The organism is Nonomuraea antri (assembly GCF_013283785.1).
GTDB classification, from domain to species: domain Bacteria; phylum Actinomycetota; class Actinomycetes; order Streptosporangiales; family Streptosporangiaceae; genus Nonomuraea; species Nonomuraea antri.
This window is the reverse complement of the sequence record NZ_JABCPZ010000088.1, coordinates 1-17,028: the sequence shown is the minus strand read 5'-3', so window position 1 is coordinate 17,028 and position 17,028 is coordinate 1. Positions and strand designations below refer to the sequence as shown.

The window sequence follows — 17,028 nt, the reverse complement described above, 5'->3', positions numbered from 1 at the left end:
GTCCGCGGCCGGTCCGGCGGCGTACCGGTCTCAGGAGCCGAGCGCGTGCCCTGTCGTCACGTCGATGTGGTCGGGGATCTCGGCGTGGCGGTCGCCGACCGTCGGCGTCCCCGCGGGTTCGAACATGAGGATCGAGGCCCCGCCGGGCGCGGACGGCCGGTGCTCCACACCGCGGGGGACGGTGAACACCGCGCCCGCGGGCAGCCGGACCGTGCGTTCCCCCTCGGGCTCACGCACGGAGATGTACAGCTCCCCGTCGAGCACCAGGAAGAACTCGTCGGTGTTGTCATGGACGTGCCAGATGTGCTCGCCCTCGACCTTGGCGATACGCACGTCGTAGTCGTTGACGCGCGTGACGATACGCGGGCTCCACAAGGCGTCGAAGGAGGCCAGAGCCTTGCTGAGGGCGATGGGTTCAATGCTCATGCGTAGATCCTGGCCCACCGGCCGCACTCGGCGTGAGTGCTAGAAATAGCACATGGCGCAAGAATCCTCGCACGCTGCCCGTACCTCGGCCCCGCACCGGGTCGTCGTGATCGTGGACGAGAACTCCAACCCGTTCGAGCTGGGCTGCGCGACCGAGGTCTTCGGCCTGCGGCGGCCCGAGCTCGGGCGCGATCTCTACGACTTCCGCCTGTGCTCCCCCCGGCCGCGCACGCTCATGAGGGACGGGTTCTTCACCGTCACCGGCGTCGCCGGCCTGGAGGCGGCCGAGTCGGCGGATACGTTGATCGTCCCGAACCGTCCGGACGTCGAGGTGCCCAGAAGGGCCGCCGTGCTCGACGCCATCAGGCGCGCGCACGCGCGCGGCGCCCGCCTGGTCGGCTTCTGCAGCGGCGCCTTCACCCTGGCCGAGGCCGGGGTGCTCGACGGACGCCGGGCCACCGCGCACTGGCAGTGGGCGGACTCCTTCCGGGCTCGTTTCCCTTCCGTCCGGCTCGAGACGGACGTGTTGTTCGTGGACGACGGCGACATCCTCACGGCCGCGGGCAGCACCGCCGCGCTCGACCTCGGCCTGCACATCGTCCGCCGCGATCACGGGGCGGAGGTCGCCAACTCGGTGAGCCGGCGGCTCGTCTTCGCCGCCCACCGCGACGGCGGGCAACGCCAGTTCGTGGAGCGGCCGGTGCCCGAGGTGCCCGACGAATCCCTGGCGCCCGTCCTCGCCTGGGCTCAGGAGCACCTGGACGCCCCGCTCACGGTCACCGACCTCGCGGCGCGCGCCTCGGTCAGCGCGGCCACCCTGCACCGCCGCTTCCAGGCGCAGCTGGGCACCACGCCGCTGGCCTGGCTCACCGGGGAACGACTCGCCCTGGCGTGCCGGCTGATCGAGCGGGGCGAGGCGCGGTTCGAGCTGGTCGCCCGGCACAGCGGGCTGGGCACCACCGCCAACCTGCGTGCGCTGATGCGCCGCAAGATCGGGCTCACCCCGGTGGAATACCGGCACCGGTTCGGCCCGGGAACAGGTGCGGGACCGGCCTGACCTCCCGGGGCCACGCGGAACAGGGACGGCTCGTCCGGAGCGCCTTCAACACGGACTCAACAGATCTTCAACCTTCGCCGCCGTACCTTCTCCTCGTCAATGGACACCGGCTCTTCCGAAAGGCAGGAACACATGCGTATCGCGAACATCTCCCTCGCCCTCGCCACCGCCGGTCTGGCCCTGGCGACGACCGCGTCCCCCGCCCCGGCCGTCGCGGCCGCCGCGGCGCCGGCCGCCCACGGCACGGTCGCGGCCCCCACGGCCATGGCCAAGTGGTACACCCAGCGGCACGAGGCGATCGGCCCGCGCAAGGGGTACTTCACGACCACGGACTGGAAGCGGCTCTCCGGCGTCCGGGTGATGCAGGTCAAGGCCCGCTGCTGGGGCAACGACTCGAAGATCAAGGTCTACCTCATGTACAACCGCCGCTTCGGCCAGGGCTCGGCGCTGGCGAAGTCCGGCACGTGGTCCTGCAACGGCCAATACGGCATCGTCCGCATCCACAACGCCGGCCACGGGACGTACTACGCGGGCTTCAAGCTCGACAAGAAGCACACCGTCGAGTACTGGGTGCAGTACTACAAGTAGCGCGCCGCGAAGGTTCTCACCCGACCGCCCACACCAGGACGTTGGCCAGGTCCTCCTTCTCGAAGAACGCGACCACGTCCTGCTCCGAGTGGCGCAGGCTGAAGTGGGTCAGCACGAACAGGTTGTCCGGATGCGCCGTCACGAACGGCCGCAGCTCGCTCCACACCGTGTGACCCACGCGCCTGGCCCGGTCCAGCTCCGCGTCGTCCAGGTAGGTGCACTCGGTGATGATCACCGGGTAGTCGGTCAGCCACGGCGTGCGGGGCAGCGCGTCGGCGTGGGTGTCGCCCAGATAGGCGAACAGCGGCCGCCGGACCGGACGCTCCACCTCGCGGCCGTCCGCCCGTTCGCGGGCGAGCAGCCGCCCGAACTCCGCCGGGCTCAGCGTCTGTTTGAGCGAGGCGTACTCGGGGGCCAGCGTCCGCCGGTTCTCCGCGACGCCATAGCCGACGCTGGGCACCTTGTGTTCCGTGGCGAGCACGCGCACGGTATGCGACCCGCCCTTGCCGATGGCGAACTCCTCCTCCGGACGTACCCCGTGCACTCGCACGCCTTCGGCCTGGGCCGGGTCGAAGGCGGCGGCCTGGTTCAGCGCGGTCGTGGCGCGCAGGTAGTCGCGCACGTGGCCGGCCGCCGGCGCGGGCGCGTAGATGTCCACCCCGGTGGGGCGGGTCGCCAGAAAGTCGAGGTCCTTGGAGTGATCGAGGTGGGTGTGCGTGAGCAGGACCGTGTCGACCTGCCGGCCTTCCACGAGCCCGGCGTCCAGGGCCAGTTTCAGCTCGGGCACGTGGAAGAACGTCTTGTCGTTGGCCCGCGAGTATCCGGTGAGCGTCAGCCCGCCGGGCATGGTCCAGGTCTTCCACTGGCGGAAGGGATGCTTGCGCTCCAGCCGGGAGGGGAACACGGTCACTCCTCAATGACTCGGGGGACCTGCTTGCTCAGGATGATCAGTTTCGCAGCGGCCCCGGCGGAGAGCCACCGAATTCCGGCCCGCCCGCGACCGCGACGAGGACGAGCGCCCACCACGATGCCGTTCACCTGCTGAAACTCCGCCGAGCTGGGTAGAGGAAGAGGCATGGAACACGATCACGCGGTAGGCGCGGAACCGTGAGGGTCATCGGGGCGGGGCTGGGGCGCACCGGCACCTCGTCGCTGCAGGCGGCGTTGGAGCGGCTGGGGTTCGCGCCATGTTTTCACGGACGGCACATGCGCGAGTGCGCCGACCGCCTGCCCCTGTGGCGCGCGGCGGCGGCACAGGGCTCGCCCGAGCTGTGGCGGCGGTTGTTCACCGGGTACGACGCCACGGTGGACTGGCCGTCGGCGGCGTTCTGGCGGGAGCTGGTGGCCGCCTTCCCCGACGCGAAGGTGATCCTGACTGTCCGCGACCCGCGGCAGTGGTACGACAGCATGACCGAAACGATCTTCCGGGTCTACGGCTCGGAGAATCGCAACGCGTGGGTGACCGAGGCGGCGCGGGTGGTGCCCGGGATGGCCGAGGTGGGGGCCTTCATGAGAGAGCTGGTCTGGGACCGGTTCTTCGCGGGCCGCTTCGCCGACCGTGACCACGCGATCCGCGTCTACGACGAGCACAACGCCGCCGTGCGGGCCGCGGTGGATCCCTCGCGCCTGCTGATCGTGCGGCCGGGCATGACCTGGGAGCCGCTCTGCTCGTTCTTGGGGGTGGCCGTACCCGCGCAGCCCTATCCGCATCTGAACGAGGGCGGCCACTACCGGGAGACGATCGAGCAGCAGCTGCAGGAGCAGATCGGCCGGCAACCGGCGATGCGACCTGACGCCTCCTGACCGGCGGCGGAGGCCGCGTCGCCGGACGCCTCCTGACCGGCGGGCGGAGGCCGCGTCGCCGGGTGCCGGCCGCTCCGGCTACCGCCCCGCCGACCGCTCCAGGTCGCCGGGGAACGCCTCCAGCGGGGGCAGGCCGCGCATCGCCTGTCGCGCGGCGCGTGCTCGGCCGAGGGTCTCCTCGTCCCGCAGGAGCCGCCGGGACACCGCCGCGATGGCGGCCGCGTCCGGGCGGGACACGTTCGCGCCGAGGCCGAGGCGCTGGACGCGTTCGGCGTTGGCCGGCTGGTCGCCGAAGCGCGGGATGACCACCATGGGCACGCCCGCCAGCACGGCCTCCCTGATGCTGTTGTAGCCGCCGTGGGTGAGGAACAGACGGGCGTGCGGCAGCAGCTCGGGTTGCGGAAAGTGCTCGACCACGTGGACGTCGGCGCCGGCCGGCGGCGTGACGGGGACGCCACCGGTCGCCACCAGCGCGGTGCAGTCGAGCCCGGCCAGCGCGACGACGATGTCCTGGAGCAGGGCCCGGGCGTCGTACCTGGCCGCCATCTCCTCCGGCATGTGCGCATCCTCGCGCCGCATCCGCGTCATGTCGGGCAGGACCGTGCCCAGAGCGGCCATCACCAGGGGACGGCCGGTGGACAGGTACGGCCGCCACCGGGCGAGGCAGGGATCGGCGGGGTCCGAGATCACCGGTTGCCGGTATCGGAGCATCCGCTTGGCGGGGTAGGCGGCGAAGGAGTAGTCCTGCGGCATGAGGTCGATGAGGTCGGAGCCGAAGACGTCGTACGGATCGTCGGCCAGGCGCAACCCGAGCCGCCTGCGATGGCCGTTGAGCGTGTCCAGCAGGGTGGCCGGGTCCAGCCGGTTGCTGACGCCGGTCGGGGCCACGACCTGCCGCGCCCCGAAGGACTCCGCCAGCAGGCAGGAGGCGAAGTCGCTGCCGTCGCGCACGATCACCTCCGGACGGAAACGGCCGGCGACGGGCAGCAGCGCGTGGAAGTTGTCCATGACGGCCCTGCCGGTGAAGACGACGGACCAGTGATGGGCGGCCGGGCCGCCGTCGAGATGATAGCGGCGGAAGTGCTCGACGGGGTCGGTCGTGGCCGCCGACACCTGCAGACCCTCGATCGCGACCGAGGCGGCGAACCGCGGCGGCATCGCGACCAGGACGTCGTGCCCGGCCGCGGCCACCGTCGATGCCATGAGCAGCATCGTGCGCAGGTCGGATCTCGCCCAGGCCGCCGTGAACATCACCCGCATGACGTGCTCTCCCGTCCGTTTCCCGCCGGACCCGCGGCCGCCGCCGGGCCCGCGTCCGCTGCCGCCGCCGTGCGGTCTGGCGGGGAGGCGGGTTCCCGCAGGCGTGCGGTGATCAGCCAGTGCCGTCTCGTCGGTTCGCCAGGCGGGCGGACCTCGGCGAGTGCGCAGCCGTGCGCGAGGTCCGCGTCGGTGGATCGGCGTACGTCCGCCTGCCAGCCGTAGCCGGCCAGCCAGTGCTCCGGCCGGTCCACCGCCGAGTGCCAGCCGCGGTCGCGCTCGTCCATCGAGGCCAGCCACCGCCGGGACTGCGCGTCGGCGAGCACCGGCGTCCCGACGTGGTCGAGGCCGAGCGCGCTGCCCGCCGCCGACGAGCGGCCGATGCCGGACAGCACCTGATCAGCCTGGTGCTCGGTCAGGTAGAAGAACAGGCCTTCGGCCAGCCAGGCCGTCGGCACGCCCGGGTCGAATCCGGCGGCGGCCAGTTCGCTGGTCCAGGCGGCATCCGTCAGATCGGCGGGCACGACGACGCGTGCGCATCGGGGCCGGGCTCCCACCGCTCCGACGATCTTTTCCTTCTCCTCGAACAGCCCCGGCAGGTCCACCTCGAACAGCCGGGTGCCGGCGGGCCAGTCCAGGCGGAAGGCCCTGGCGTCCAGGCCCGCGGCCAGCAGCACCACCTGGGCCACACCCGCCCGGGCCAGCGCCGTCAGGTAGTCGTCGAAGAATCGCGTCCTGATCACGAACCGGGCGCGTGCCTTGCTCGGCAGGGGCTGGTCGGCGGGGAACCTGCGGTGGACCTCCACCGCCAGCTCGTCGACGAAGAGGCCCGCCGGTCTGAGGGATTCCTCGGCCCGCGCCCAGGCGACCCAGCGCGCCGTCTCACTGATGGATTTCATCGCTTCTCCTGTTCGTTCGCTCCGTCGTCCGCGCCGTGATGGGACGTGCGTGAGCAGCCATGATCCTCCTGACCAGCGACGATGACCACGAAGAGTGACGTGATCACACCCTAAGTAATTGGAGCTCCAAGATGATCGACTCAGCGCCGTGTCGCCAGAACCGCCTGGAGGAGCTTGACGCCGGATTTGCCGCAGAATGGCTGGCATGGCGTACGGGACGGAGACGTGAGTGGACGACGCGAGGTTGCTCCACCTGATCACGATGATCTGCTTCGTGATCACGATCGCCGCGTTCGTCCAGCGAATCGCCGCCATCTGGTGGGCGAAGCGATTACAGCCGCCGGACGGACCACAGCTGGACGACTACGAGTACCTGTACCTCGACAACCAGGACAAGCAGCGGTGGGTGGTCTCCGGTGCGCTGATTCAACTCCAGCAACTGGGCCTGATCCAAAAGGATGGCGAGTGGTATTCGAGCAAGCCGGATGCTCCGCCACCTGGGATTGAGCTCCACCCGCTGGCCCGAGCGGTGGCACAGGTCCTGGCCGAACGCGTCGAAACCGGCCCACTGGACTTGTACCAGATCATGGAGTCGTCCCTGGTGCGCCGGCAGGTGCGAGGGATTCGGCGCGGTCTCGTACGGCGAGGGCTGCTCTATTCGCGGTGGGTCGCCGCACTGCACGAGCATTTCACGTTGATTTCCACGTTGAGCCCGATGTTTCTTGTCGTGGCGGGGTTCATCTACTACCTCGACGGACGGCCGGAGGCGGGGCCGATGATGCTCACGGCGGGCGTGACGGTGGTGATCGGCACGGTCCTGATTTTCACGGGCGACGACCATTCCATGCCGCGTGCCACGCATGAGGCCCTGAGGCGGCGTCGTGAAGATCCTGATGGGCACCATTGGTGATCCCGCGCGGCGTCCCGGAGCGATGGGTCGCCGGGTGCTGAGGGGTCCCGTCCCCCGAACAGGACAGAGCGCCCGTCCTACGGACCGTTGACGTCGATCACCCCTCTAACGGTGGAGCTTCAGATCCGCGAGCACTGCCTTGACCATGTCCAGGTTCACATTCTGGAGCTGGAGCTCCTTGAGGATGCGCTTGGGTCCCCACCCCCGGTTCTGCCTGGCGAGAGTGGCGATGGCTTGGCGGACATCCCACGAGAGTGAGGGCAGCGCATCCGAGTGGGTGTGCTCCTGGTCGGTGTACCGGGTGGAATGGAAGATCCCGGAATCGTTTTCGTCGTCAAGGACCATTCGGCCTCCCCGCTTGTCGTTGGACCTACCGACGCTAGGGACAGCAGCGGTTGCAGGTCCACGACAGAACCCAGGCGAAACCTGACGACCATGGGCAGGAAACTGACCGGATGTTCGCGATGGACGGCGTGCTCCTGGAAAGCTGGAGCCCGACTTCGCCAGGCTGCCCGCGCCTGCCGTGCCGTCGGCGGGCCGCCGTGGCCTCACGAGAAGGGATCCTCGGTCGCCGGTGACCGTGCGCGTTGCTGTCGTCGACCCCCTGCCACTCTTCCAGCAGGGGGTCATGACCACCCTGTCCTCCGTTGGGTACGAGGTCGAGGTCCCCGACGACGTCCTGGCCTGGATGAGCGACGGCCGGCAAGACGTGGTGCTGCTGACCCTGGAGTCCGAGCAGGACTGGCGGCTGCTGGAGAAGCTGCGTGACACGTCCAGGACGCACCTGGTGATCGCCCTGATCGGCGAGGAGTCGGCGGTGCTCGGCCTGCGGGCGCTGGGGGCGGGAGCCCGCTCGGTGCTCCTGCGCGGCGTGAGCGAGGAGGCGCTGCGGCGCGCGGTGGCGGCGACGCTCGATGGGCAGGCCGTCATGCCGGCGTCCGTGGCCGCCGAACTGGCGGCGGGGGCAACGGGGGCGGCGGCCTCCGCGCGGGCCTTCGCGGCGCGTTCCACGGCGCACGCGCTCACGCGGGAGCAGCTCACCTGGCTGCGCGAGCTGGCGGCGGGCTCGACCGTGGCCCGGCTCGCCGACCAGGTCGGCTACTCGGAACGGGCGATGTTCCGGATGCTGCAGATCCTCTACAAGGAGATGGGGGTGCGGTCCCGCATCCAGGCCATCGTCCGCGCGCAGGAGCAGGGCTGGCTGCGGGACGACGCTCAGGGCCCGAACTCGTCGAACGCGTCCAGCACGGAACGCAGCCGGCCGGGACGGCACTGATCGAGGAGCACGACCAACTCCTTCAGCCGGGCGACCAGGCCGGGCGTCGCCTCGGCCACCTTCCTGGCCCTGCGGAATGCCGCGATGGCGGTGTCAAGCTCGCGGTCGTCGTCCAGCCGCCGGCCGCAGAGGGCGAATCCCTTGAGGTCCCAGGCGGCGAAGTCCTTCTCGTCGCCCGTGCCAGGGGCGTTTCTGGCGCCTGTGATCCTGATGCTCGCCTGCTCGTGCAGGTCGCCGAAGAGTTTCGCGGCTGCTCCGACGTCGCGCCGTTTCCTGGCCACGAGCGCGTGGAGGGCGAGCACGATGAGCGAGCGGCCGGGAGTTCGGTAGCGCTCGGCCCGCTCGATCTGCCACATCGCCGCGGGAAGGTCGTCCAGCTTCAGGTGAACGAAGCAGAGCGTGGTCCGCGCCTGCAGCAGGGTGGTGGGGTCACGGCTCTGCATGGCCTTCTCGACGGCCTTCTCCGCGGTCGTCCTAGCCTGTGCGAAGTCGTTGGCGTACAGGTGGTGATCGGCCCAACCATCCAGGCAGGCGGCCTCCAGCCAACGGTGCTGCACCGCGCGCTCCGCCTCCGCCAGCCGTTTCCTGGCTTCGGGCCTTTCGCCCAGCTCGGCGTGCCAGCGAGCCAGTCGCAGGTTGATCTGGACCAGCCTGGTCGAGGCGAACTTCATCGCCCGCTCGTCCCCGGGATAGTCCTCCAGGAGCGGTATGGACAGCGCCTTCCTCGCGCGTTTCATGGCCGACGCGTATTCGCCCCGGCGCCGGTGGCATCTGGCCAGCCCTTCCAGAGCGCCCATGCGTACGCGCTGGTCGCCGCGCCGCTCCGCCTCGGCCAGCGTTTCTGTGTAGAGCCGGAAGGCGTCCTCTGTCAGGTTGCGTCTCCAGGACATCTCCGCCATGTTGCTGCGGATCCGCATGGTGGCGTCGTCGAGGTCGAGCCGGGTGCTCAGGCTCAGCGCCTGTTCGTAGGCGATGCCCGCCTCACGGAAATCACCGCCGGCGGCGTACAGATCCCCGAGCGCGTTCAAGTTCGTCATTTCATCGCGCGGCTCGGTGAGCTGGTCGATGAGTTTCTTCCGATGGTCGAAAAGGCGGTAACCGCAGTTCCATTCGCGCAGTTTCTCGTCGAGATCCTCGACCATTTCATGGGCCTCGTCGAACCAGTGGAGTCTCATGAGCGCGCGCAACTCCGCGTCGTACAGATGCATGTCCTCGACGCCGGTCAGCTCGGGCTGCATCTGACCGAGCTCGCGTGCGGCGGCGCGGAGCAGCCTCGTCCATTCCTCGTCGTCCGCCGAGATGCCCGCCGCCGCCACCCAGTCGGGGGCGGTGGACTGGGGCAGGTAGTAACGCCGGTCGTCGCCCTTGCGCACCAGGTGGCGCCGGTTGAGCTCGGACAACGCGTTCTGGACGGTCACCTGGTCTTGACCGTCGAAGAGCTTGGCCACTCTCATCACGTCCACCGGCACGTCGTACGCGGCGAGGGCACGGAGCGCTCTTCGCTGAAGGTCACTCAGACCGCTGTAGAGGTGACCGATGAGGAACGGCCGGATGCCGGGGCGATGCATGCCGGACAGGAGATCGGTCAGCTCCCGCGCGTCGAAGCCGCCGCCGGCCAGCACCGCGTGGAAGAGCTCGGCGAGCCAGAGGTTGCCGCCGAGCGTCTCGTACAGTCGCTCGCGTACGTCGGCGTCCAGCTCGAACGCCTTGTCACGGTCGAGACCATCGAGGTACTTGTTGAAGAGGTCGGCCGGCAGCTTCTCCACCTGGATCACCGGCTCCGAGTCGGGCCAGTCGAGCTTGGCGGGAGACCGGGGAAGCTCCTGGGTGACGAGCACCACCGTGACGTGATGGTGTTTCCTGCCGGCGATCGCCTCGAACGCCTCGTCCAGGTCGAAGTCGACGAGCTCGTTGTTCTTGTTCGTGTTCAGCAGTTCCTCGGCGCAGTCGATGACGATGACCACGCGGTTGCCGGCGTACCTTTCCAACGTCGCGTTGAGCCGGGCGAGTGAGGCGCCCGCGCCGCTCCCCGGTGGCGCGTCCGGGCCCTCGATCTCCTTGATGAGGGTGTCGATCCGCAGCGGTTCTCCGGGCAGGGCGTCGTGCCAGGCGATGCGCGAGTTCGGCTCCCGCTGCTGGAGGTCCTTGCGTACCGCTTGGACGAGCTCCGTCTTTCCGACGCCCGGGGTGCCCTGCACGAGGACGACGCCGGGAGCACCGCTCGCCAGTCTGTTCGCGAGCTCCGCGGCGGCGTTCTCGTGGTTCAGCAGGTCCTTGTACGGGTCGTCCGCCCGCTTCCGCGGCTTGGCGCCGGGCTCCGCCGACGCGGTGGCCGTGGACGGCGCCGGCGTCCTGCGACCCTGGTAGGCCGCGATGAGCCCGAAGGCGATCGCGATCACGATGCCGATCGGCGTCGAGAGGTTGTCGATGCGGCCCACCATCTGCCAGGCGCCGTCATCGTTGTTCGCCAGTGCCCGCCACCAGGAGGTGAACGAGAGCCCGTAGGCGGTTCCTGCCAGGACGGCGACGACGCCCGCGACGATTGCAGCCTTCCGCCAGGATTCCGGCTTCATGCTGTCATCAATACGCCAGAAAGCGGGCTCAGGAAAGCCTGCGGCCTTCCGGTCGGACCAGGTTCGCGGGGCCGTACCGAGCGGCGGGCGCGCCGGTGACATGCGACCAGTAGCGGTCACCGTAGGACCAGTGCCACCACTCGGTGGGGTAGTTGACCATGCCCGCTGAAGCCAGTGCCCGGCTGAGGAGGCGACGATGCTCGGCGGCCTCGGCGGAGATGGCGGTGCTGGCCGTGTGGCAGGCCTCGGTGTCGGTGTCGTTGATCTCGGTGCCCATCCACAGCTCGACGCCGTCGGTCGTGCACAGCGTCAGGTCGACGGCAGCACCTGCGACGTGCGGCGCGACCGCGGGCGGGGCGATGTACCGGCTCGCTCGTTCGTGGTACCACCGCTCGTCCCGTTCGGGCTCGGCTGCCCGCAGCTTGGCGACGTGCGCGTCGAAGTACCGTCGTTGCAGGGTCAGCGGCCGGAAGCCCTCGACGATCAGCAGGTGTATCCCGGCTGGCAGCGAGGTCTGGGCGAGGACCAGCCGATCCACCACACCGAGCCGGAGGTGCGCGTAGGCGCCCTCGGTGTCGGCCAGGCGTCGGTCCAGTCGCAGGGCCGTCAGCGAGCGCAGGTCGGCCAGTGGTTCATCGGTTTCGGACACCGGCATCTGGACGATCACCGGATGGGACAACGGTACGAATTCAGGCATGGTTCACCTCGTGGAGCCGGATGGATGGGGATCGTGGAGCGCTTGCGCCGGGGGGAACTGCTCGCCGGGCCTGCCACGCGAGGAACTGCCCCAGGTCGTGGGACCCGGGGCAGTTCCTCGAGGATCAGCTCAGCGTCTGGATGCTCCAGGTGGAGCCGTTCCACTGGTAGTAGACGGCCTGCTCGGCGGCGTCGGCGGCGAGGACGTGCACCAGGCGGTCGCCGGTGGTGACGGCGGCGGGATCGCCGGCGATGGAGCCGCCCAGGTCGGCGGTGTTCCAGGCGCCGTTGGCATAGGCCCAGTACTTCAGCTGGCCGTCGGCGCCCCGGGCAAAGACCCGCACCTCGCCAGAAGCCGGACTGTGCGCAGAGGGATCACCGGCGATCGAGCCACCGAGATCAGCGGTGTTCCACCCGCCGTTGGCGTACGCCCAGTACTTCAACTGGCCGTCCGTTCCTCGGGCGAACACCCGCACCTCACCGGACGCCGGACTGTACGCGGTGGGATCCCCCGCCATCGAACCGCCCAAATCGGCCGTGTTCCAGGCGCCGTTGGCATACGCCCAGTACTTCAACCGACCATCGGTACCCCGGGCGAACACCCGCACCTCACCGGACGCCGGACTGTGCGCAGAGGGATCACCGGCGATGGAGCCACCCAGGTCGACGGTGTTCCACGCGCCGTTGGCGTACGCCCAGTACTTCAAGTGACCGTCCGTTCCTCGGGCGAAGACCCGTACCTCACCGGAGGGGGTGCTGTGCAGGGTGGGGGTGCCGGCGATGCTCCCGCCGAGAGAGGTCGTGTTCCAGGTGCCGTTGTGCCTCGTGCGGTAGACGAGATCGCCGAGCGGGCCGCGGGCGACGTGACGCAGCCCGTTCCCGTCGGCCGCCAGCGGGCCCGTCTCGGGGGCGACGATGTCGTCGACGATGTTCTTGTACTTGAAGGCCTGATATCTGCTGGTGGGATGGCCGTCGGTGACGCCGGCGCCGTTGCCGCCGTCGTCCGCCTGCGGCCAGGCGCCGCCGAGTGCCGGTGTCGCGGCGCCGCTGAAGTCGCCCAGCCGGTGCCTCAGTCCGTTGCGCTGTCCGTCGGTGCCGCCGAACCCGTAGTAGGTGAACCTGGGGTAGGCGGGCGCCCAGCCTTCGAAGAGGATCACGTGGCCGTTCTGGTAGTCGCCCACGACGCCGTCGTCGACGGTCAGATAGTCTCCGGGCCGCAGGTCCCGCGGGTCGACCGGCACCCCGTACGTGGAGGTGCTGAGGTTGAACGAACTCGGGCTGGACGTCAGATGCAAGGACATCGACACGAAACCGGAGCAGTCACGGCGATATCGATGACCTCCGTCGACGTCGGCGAGCCACTGGCCGGTATCCGAGCCGTCGTAGCGGGCGGGGTCCTGGTTGTACCAATGTCGGGCCCGGCTGAGCACCTCGGAGCGGGAGATCTGGCCGCCGGCGGTGGAGGCCGCGGCGGGAGCGGTCGTCACCACGGCCGCGATGAGGCCGATCGCGATCGCGATGAAGCTGCTGAGGATGAGTCGCAGGGCTTTCATGGCGCTTCCTTCCAGTGGCGTGCGTTTCGCTGACACTGGAGAGCGTCGAGGCCGCCGCTGAAACTTCGCTGTAAGCCTGCGGAGCCGCCGTTACAGTCCCTTTCCCGCGGCGGTGAGCTCGGTGTATTCGCGGGCGCCGTGGTCGTGGAAGGTGCGCACGGCCCGAGCGAGCACGTCCGCCGCGTCGAGGCCACGCGCGCGCAGCAAGAGCGCCACGTCTCGTTCCGTGCGGGCCCGCCACAGAGGTGCTTCCATCGCCTCCCACAGCTCGATCGCCGACGCCAGGCAAGCCTCGGCGTCATCCAGCCGGCCGTCCGCCAGATGCAGCTCGCCGAGGGTGCGCAGGGTGATCGCCTGACCCCACCGGTCGCCCATGGCCTGGCAGACCGACAGGCACCACTCCAACGGCTCCAGCGTCTCGCGCACCCGGCCCATCCGCAGCTCCGCCTTGGCCCTGGCGCGTACGGCATAGGCGGTCATGAGCCGGTCGCCCAGGCGCCGGAAGATGGCGACGGCCGCCTCGGCCGTCGTGACGGCCTGGTCGAACTCCCCCACCGCGCGGTGATGGAGGCTCATGGTGCGCAGCGTCAGCCCCTCGCCGCGTCTGCTGCCCAGGTGCCGGTAGGCGGCGAGCGACTCGGTCAGGCTGGCCCAGGCGCCGGGAAAGTCGCCGCGTTCCAGGCGCACCGAGCCGGCCAGGCGCTGGACGTGCGCGATCCCGGCCTCGTCGCCGGTTCGCCTGACCAGGGCGGCGGCCTGGTCCAGGAAGTAGGAGGCCTCGGCCAGACGGCCGGGCTCGCGGCAGACGGCGGCCAGGCCGACCAGCGCCACGGCCTGGCCGTGCGGCTCTCCGAGCCGGCGGAAGACGTCCAGGGCCTGGCCGAAGTGATGTTTCGACTCGGCGAAGCGGTCTTGCAGGTACCGGAGCTGACCCAGTTCGGCCAGCATGATGGCCTCGCCGCGCAGGTCGTCGGCGCGGCGGGCGGCGGCCAGGGCGGCGGCGTTGATGCGCTCGCGGGCCTCGAAGCGGTTGACGCCCAGGAACGAGGGACCCATCCGGGCTGAGGCGAAGTGGCACACCAGGTCGTGCAGCCCCAGGGATGCCGCCCGCTCCACGCCCACCACCAGGGCCGGCTGCTCGGCCTCGAACCATTCCGGGGTCGCGGCGACCGTCCCGGGTCTCAGGACGTCGACCGCCGGGCGCTCCCACTGGATCTCATCCGGCGGCGAGTCGGCCACCACCCCGTCGATCATGCCGAGCCAGCCGCGCAGCACCCGGGCCACGGCCTCGGTCTGCGGCGCGACCGGTTCTTCCGCCTCGGCCCGCTCCCTGGCGAAGATCCGTACCAGGTCGTGGATCCGGTACCGCACCACGCCGAGATCGTCGACGCTGCCGACGTCCGCCAGGTGGGCGTCGACCAGCCCTTCGACCAGGTCTTCCGCCTCCTGTTCAGCGCAGTCCAGCAGCCAGGCCACGACCCATCTGCCGAACTCGGGCACGCCCAGGTACCCCAGGCGCCGCAGCACCTCCCGCACCCTGGGTTCCAGGCTCTGATAGCTCAGATGCAAGCTGGCCCGGACGGCCAGGTCCGCGATGACCAGTTCGTCCAGGCGGCGGCGCTCGTCGGCGAGCCGGTCCTGGAGCAGGCGCAGCGGCCAGCGCTGCCGGGTGGCCAGGCGGGCGCCGGCGATGCGGATCGCCAGCGGAAGCCGGCCGCAGTGCTCGGCGATCCGGCGGGCCGCGTCGCGCTCGGCGTGTACGCGGTCGGCGCCGATGATCTGCTCCAGCAGCTCGACGGCCTCATCCAGGTCCAGGACGTCGAGATCCAGATGCCCGGCTCCGGCCAGGCCGCCCAGCCGGTCCCTGGCGGTGACGAGCACCGCGCAGGTGGGGCTGCCGGGCAGCAGGGGCTGGATCTGGCTCGCCGAGGCGGCGTCGTCCAGCAGGATCAGCACCCGGCGGTCGGCCAGGATTGCCCGGTAGCGCTCGGCGCGCTCCTCCAGGCTCACCGGCAGGTTCGGCGTGTCCACGCCCAGCGCCTTCAGCAACCTGCCCAGCACCTCGGCAGGCTCGGCGGGCGCCTCGGTCGTGCCGCGCAGCTCGGCGTGGATCTGACCGTCGGGAAAGCACCCGGCCAGCTGGCGGGCGACCCGGGCGGCCAGCGTGGACTTGCCGCTGCCACCCTGCCCGGCGATCACCTGGACGGGCCCGGCCCAGGTGCCCGGACGCGGCATCAGCGCCTCGGTGAGCGCGGCGATCTGGGCGGCGCGGCCGGTGAAGTCGGCCGGCACCACCGGCAGTTGCGCCGGCACGGCCGTCCGCGTCACGGCCTCGGCGGGCCTGCCCAGCAGGCCGTCGTCGGCGCGGAGGATCGAGAGGTGGATGCCCGACAGCTCCGGGCCGGGGTCCACGCCGAGCTCGTCCATGAGCGCCCGCTGGCCTTCCCGGTAGGCGGCCAGCGCGTCCGACTGCCGCCCCAGCCGGTACAGGGCGATCATGTACTGGCCGCGCAGGCGTTCATTGGCCGGGTGCCCGGCCACCAGGGCCGCCAGCTCGGGCAGCAGCCGTTCCTGGCGGCCCAGCTCCAGGTCGGCGGCGATGCGTTCCTCGGTGACGGTCAGGCGTAGCTGCTCCAGGCGGGCCGCCTCACCTGCCAGCAGCGAGTCCTCCAGCCCGGCCAGGGCCGGGCCGCGCCACAGCGCCAGCGCGCTCTCCAGCAGGTCGGCCACCGACTGCGGGGTCGCCGCCCGGCGGGCCTCGGCGACCAGCCGCTCGAAGACGTCCAGGTCAAGCTCTCCCGGGGACGTCCGGGCCAGGTACCCGGGCGCCCTGGTGACGATCACGTCGTGCAGCCCGTGCCCGGCCAGGGCCTGGCGCAACGACTTGACGTAGGTCTGGATGACCGCCCGCGCGGTGTCCGGCGGCTGATGCGGCCAGATCACGTCGATCAGGCGCGTGGCGGGGACCACCCGGCCGCGTTCCAGCAGCAACGCGGCCAGCAAGGTCTGCGGTTTCCACCCGCCGACCGGCACCGCGGCTCCCCCGGCCACGACCTCGACCGGCCCCAAGAGCCGAAACTCCACCGTCACCCGTCACCCCGGATCTCCGTCGCCCCCCGAAGATCATGCCGCCATTGTGAACGATGTCGGCGCGATCGGCCAACCGCCGGCCGCGGTTCCGGTGCGGATCACGAGGCCGGGGCGCCCGGCGTGATCAGGCCCGACTCGTAGGCGCGGATCACCAGGTGGACGCGGGTCTCGGCGTCGAGCTTGGTGAGCAGCCTGCTGATGTACGTCTTGACCGTCGCGGCTCCGATGTGCAGCCGCTGCGCGATGTCGGCGTTGGACAGGCCCTGGGCGACGAGCCGCAGCACGCCGGCCTCGCGTTCGGTCAGCTCGGGCAGGTGCGCGAGCGCCGGGGCGGGCGGCGTGACGGCGAACGTCTCGATGAGTCGGCGGGCGATCGACGGCGACAACATCGCGTCACCGTCGGCGGCCACCCGCACCGCGCGCAGCAACTCGGCCGGCGGGGTGTCCTTGAGCAGGAATCCCACGGCGCCGGCGCGCAGCGCCCCGAACACGTACTCGTCCAGGCCGAAGGTCGTCAGTACCACGACCGTGGTCCGGGCGCACGCCGGGTCGGACGTGATGCGGCGGGTGGCCTCGATGCCGTCGAGCACCGGCATGCGCACGTCCATCAGCACCACGTCCGGGCGGGTGGCGCGGACCAGGCGCACGGCCTCCTCGCCCTGCCCGGCCTCGCCGACGACCTCCAGGTCGGCGGTGGCCGACAGCAGGGCCACGAACCCGGCCCTGACCAGCTCCTGGTCGTCGACGACCACGACGCGCAGCGGAGTCGTCATGAACTCACCCGTTCCGTCCCTGCGGGCAGCGTGGCGTGGACGCGGAAGCCGCCGCCCGGGCGCGGGCCGGCCTCCAGGGTACCGTCGAAGAGTGCCACGCGCTCGGCCATCCCGACCAGCCCGAACC

General features: G+C 70.7%; 15 protein-coding genes. 5 read left to right on the top strand and 10 right to left on the bottom strand.

What is annotated here, in order from left to right; genetic code table 11:
• Positions 1–30 precede the first annotated feature (30 nt).
• A complete protein-coding gene (locus HII36_RS26780) occupies positions 31–426 on the bottom strand; it encodes a cupin domain-containing protein (protein WP_173526013.1) in 396 nt (131 codons plus the stop codon).
• A 52-nt stretch (positions 427–478) separates the two neighbouring features.
• Between HII36_RS26780 and HII36_RS26775 the strand changes: the two genes are divergently transcribed.
• Positions 479–1,483, top strand: coding sequence for a GlxA family transcriptional regulator (locus tag HII36_RS26775; protein ID WP_173526012.1), 1,005 nt, complete (start codon positions 479–481; stop codon positions 1,481–1,483).
• Between the two features lie 132 nt (positions 1,484–1,615).
• Positions 1,616–2,071, top strand: coding sequence for a hypothetical protein (locus tag HII36_RS26770; RefSeq protein WP_173526011.1), 456 nt, complete (start codon positions 1,616–1,618; stop codon positions 2,069–2,071).
• 16 nt (positions 2,072–2,087) lie between these two features.
• On the opposite strand, the gene HII36_RS26765 is transcribed toward HII36_RS26770, so the two are convergent.
• Entirely contained in the window at positions 2,088–2,975 is an 888-nt protein-coding gene (locus HII36_RS26765) for an MBL fold metallo-hydrolase (RefSeq protein WP_217370000.1), read from the bottom strand.
• 203 nt (positions 2,976–3,178) lie between these two features.
• Between HII36_RS26765 and HII36_RS26760 the strand changes: the two genes are divergently transcribed.
• Positions 3,179–3,874 carry a sulfotransferase family protein gene (locus HII36_RS26760; protein WP_173526010.1) on the top strand — a complete coding sequence of 232 codons (696 nt, stop codon included), beginning with the start codon at positions 3,179–3,181 and terminating at the stop codon, positions 3,872–3,874.
• 78 nt (positions 3,875–3,952) lie between these two features.
• On the opposite strand, the gene HII36_RS26755 is transcribed toward HII36_RS26760, so the two are convergent.
• Positions 3,953–5,134, bottom strand: coding sequence for a glycosyltransferase (locus tag HII36_RS26755; protein ID WP_173526009.1), 1,182 nt, complete (start codon positions 5,132–5,134; stop codon positions 3,953–3,955).
• Positions 5,125–6,030, bottom strand: coding sequence for an SAM-dependent methyltransferase (locus HII36_RS26750; protein WP_173526008.1), 906 nt, complete (start codon positions 6,028–6,030; stop codon positions 5,125–5,127). The genes HII36_RS26755 and HII36_RS26750 overlap by 10 nt, the downstream gene beginning before the upstream one ends.
• A 229-nt stretch (positions 6,031–6,259) precedes the next feature.
• On the opposite strand from HII36_RS26750, the gene HII36_RS26745 reads away from it, so the two are divergent.
• On the top strand, positions 6,260–6,940 hold the full coding sequence (locus HII36_RS26745; protein ID WP_173526007.1) for a TIGR04222 domain-containing membrane protein: 681 nt from the start codon (positions 6,260–6,262) through the stop codon (positions 6,938–6,940).
• Between the two features lie 105 nt (positions 6,941–7,045).
• Here the strand turns inward: HII36_RS26745 and HII36_RS26740 are convergent, their stop codons facing one another.
• Positions 7,046–7,285 carry a hypothetical protein gene (locus tag HII36_RS26740; RefSeq protein ID WP_173526006.1) on the bottom strand — a complete coding sequence of 80 codons (240 nt, stop codon included), beginning with the start codon at positions 7,283–7,285 and terminating at the stop codon, positions 7,046–7,048.
• Positions 7,286–7,568: 283 nt separating this feature from the next.
• On the opposite strand from HII36_RS26740, the gene HII36_RS26735 reads away from it, so the two are divergent.
• On the top strand, positions 7,569–8,216 hold the full coding sequence (locus HII36_RS26735; RefSeq protein ID WP_173526005.1) for a response regulator transcription factor: 648 nt from the start codon (positions 7,569–7,571) through the stop codon (positions 8,214–8,216).
• Here the strand turns inward: HII36_RS26735 and HII36_RS26730 are convergent.
• From HII36_RS26730 to HII36_RS26710, 5 genes are all read right to left on the bottom strand, one after another.
• Positions 8,156–10,789 carry a tetratricopeptide repeat protein gene (locus HII36_RS26730; RefSeq protein WP_173526004.1) on the bottom strand — a complete coding sequence of 878 codons (2,634 nt, stop codon included), beginning with the start codon at positions 10,787–10,789 and terminating at the stop codon, positions 8,156–8,158. The genes HII36_RS26735 and HII36_RS26730 overlap by 61 nt on opposite strands.
• 28 nt (positions 10,790–10,817) lie before the next feature.
• A complete protein-coding gene (locus tag HII36_RS26725; protein WP_173526003.1) occupies positions 10,818–11,486 on the bottom strand; it encodes a M15 family metallopeptidase in 669 nt (222 codons plus the stop codon).
• Between the two features lie 124 nt (positions 11,487–11,610).
• Entirely contained in the window at positions 11,611–13,038 is a 1,428-nt protein-coding gene (locus HII36_RS26720) for a hypothetical protein (RefSeq protein WP_173526002.1), read from the bottom strand.
• Between the two features lie 90 nt (positions 13,039–13,128).
• Positions 13,129–16,128 carry an AfsR/SARP family transcriptional regulator gene (locus HII36_RS26715; protein WP_328807910.1) on the bottom strand — a complete coding sequence of 1,000 codons (3,000 nt, stop codon included), beginning with the start codon at positions 16,126–16,128 and terminating at the stop codon, positions 13,129–13,131.
• Positions 16,129–16,226: 98 nt separating this feature from the next.
• Positions 16,227–16,901: a response regulator gene (locus tag HII36_RS26710; protein ID WP_173526001.1), complete on the bottom strand. Its 675-nt coding sequence runs from the start codon at positions 16,899–16,901 to the stop codon at positions 16,227–16,229.
• Positions 16,902–17,028 lie beyond the last annotated feature (127 nt).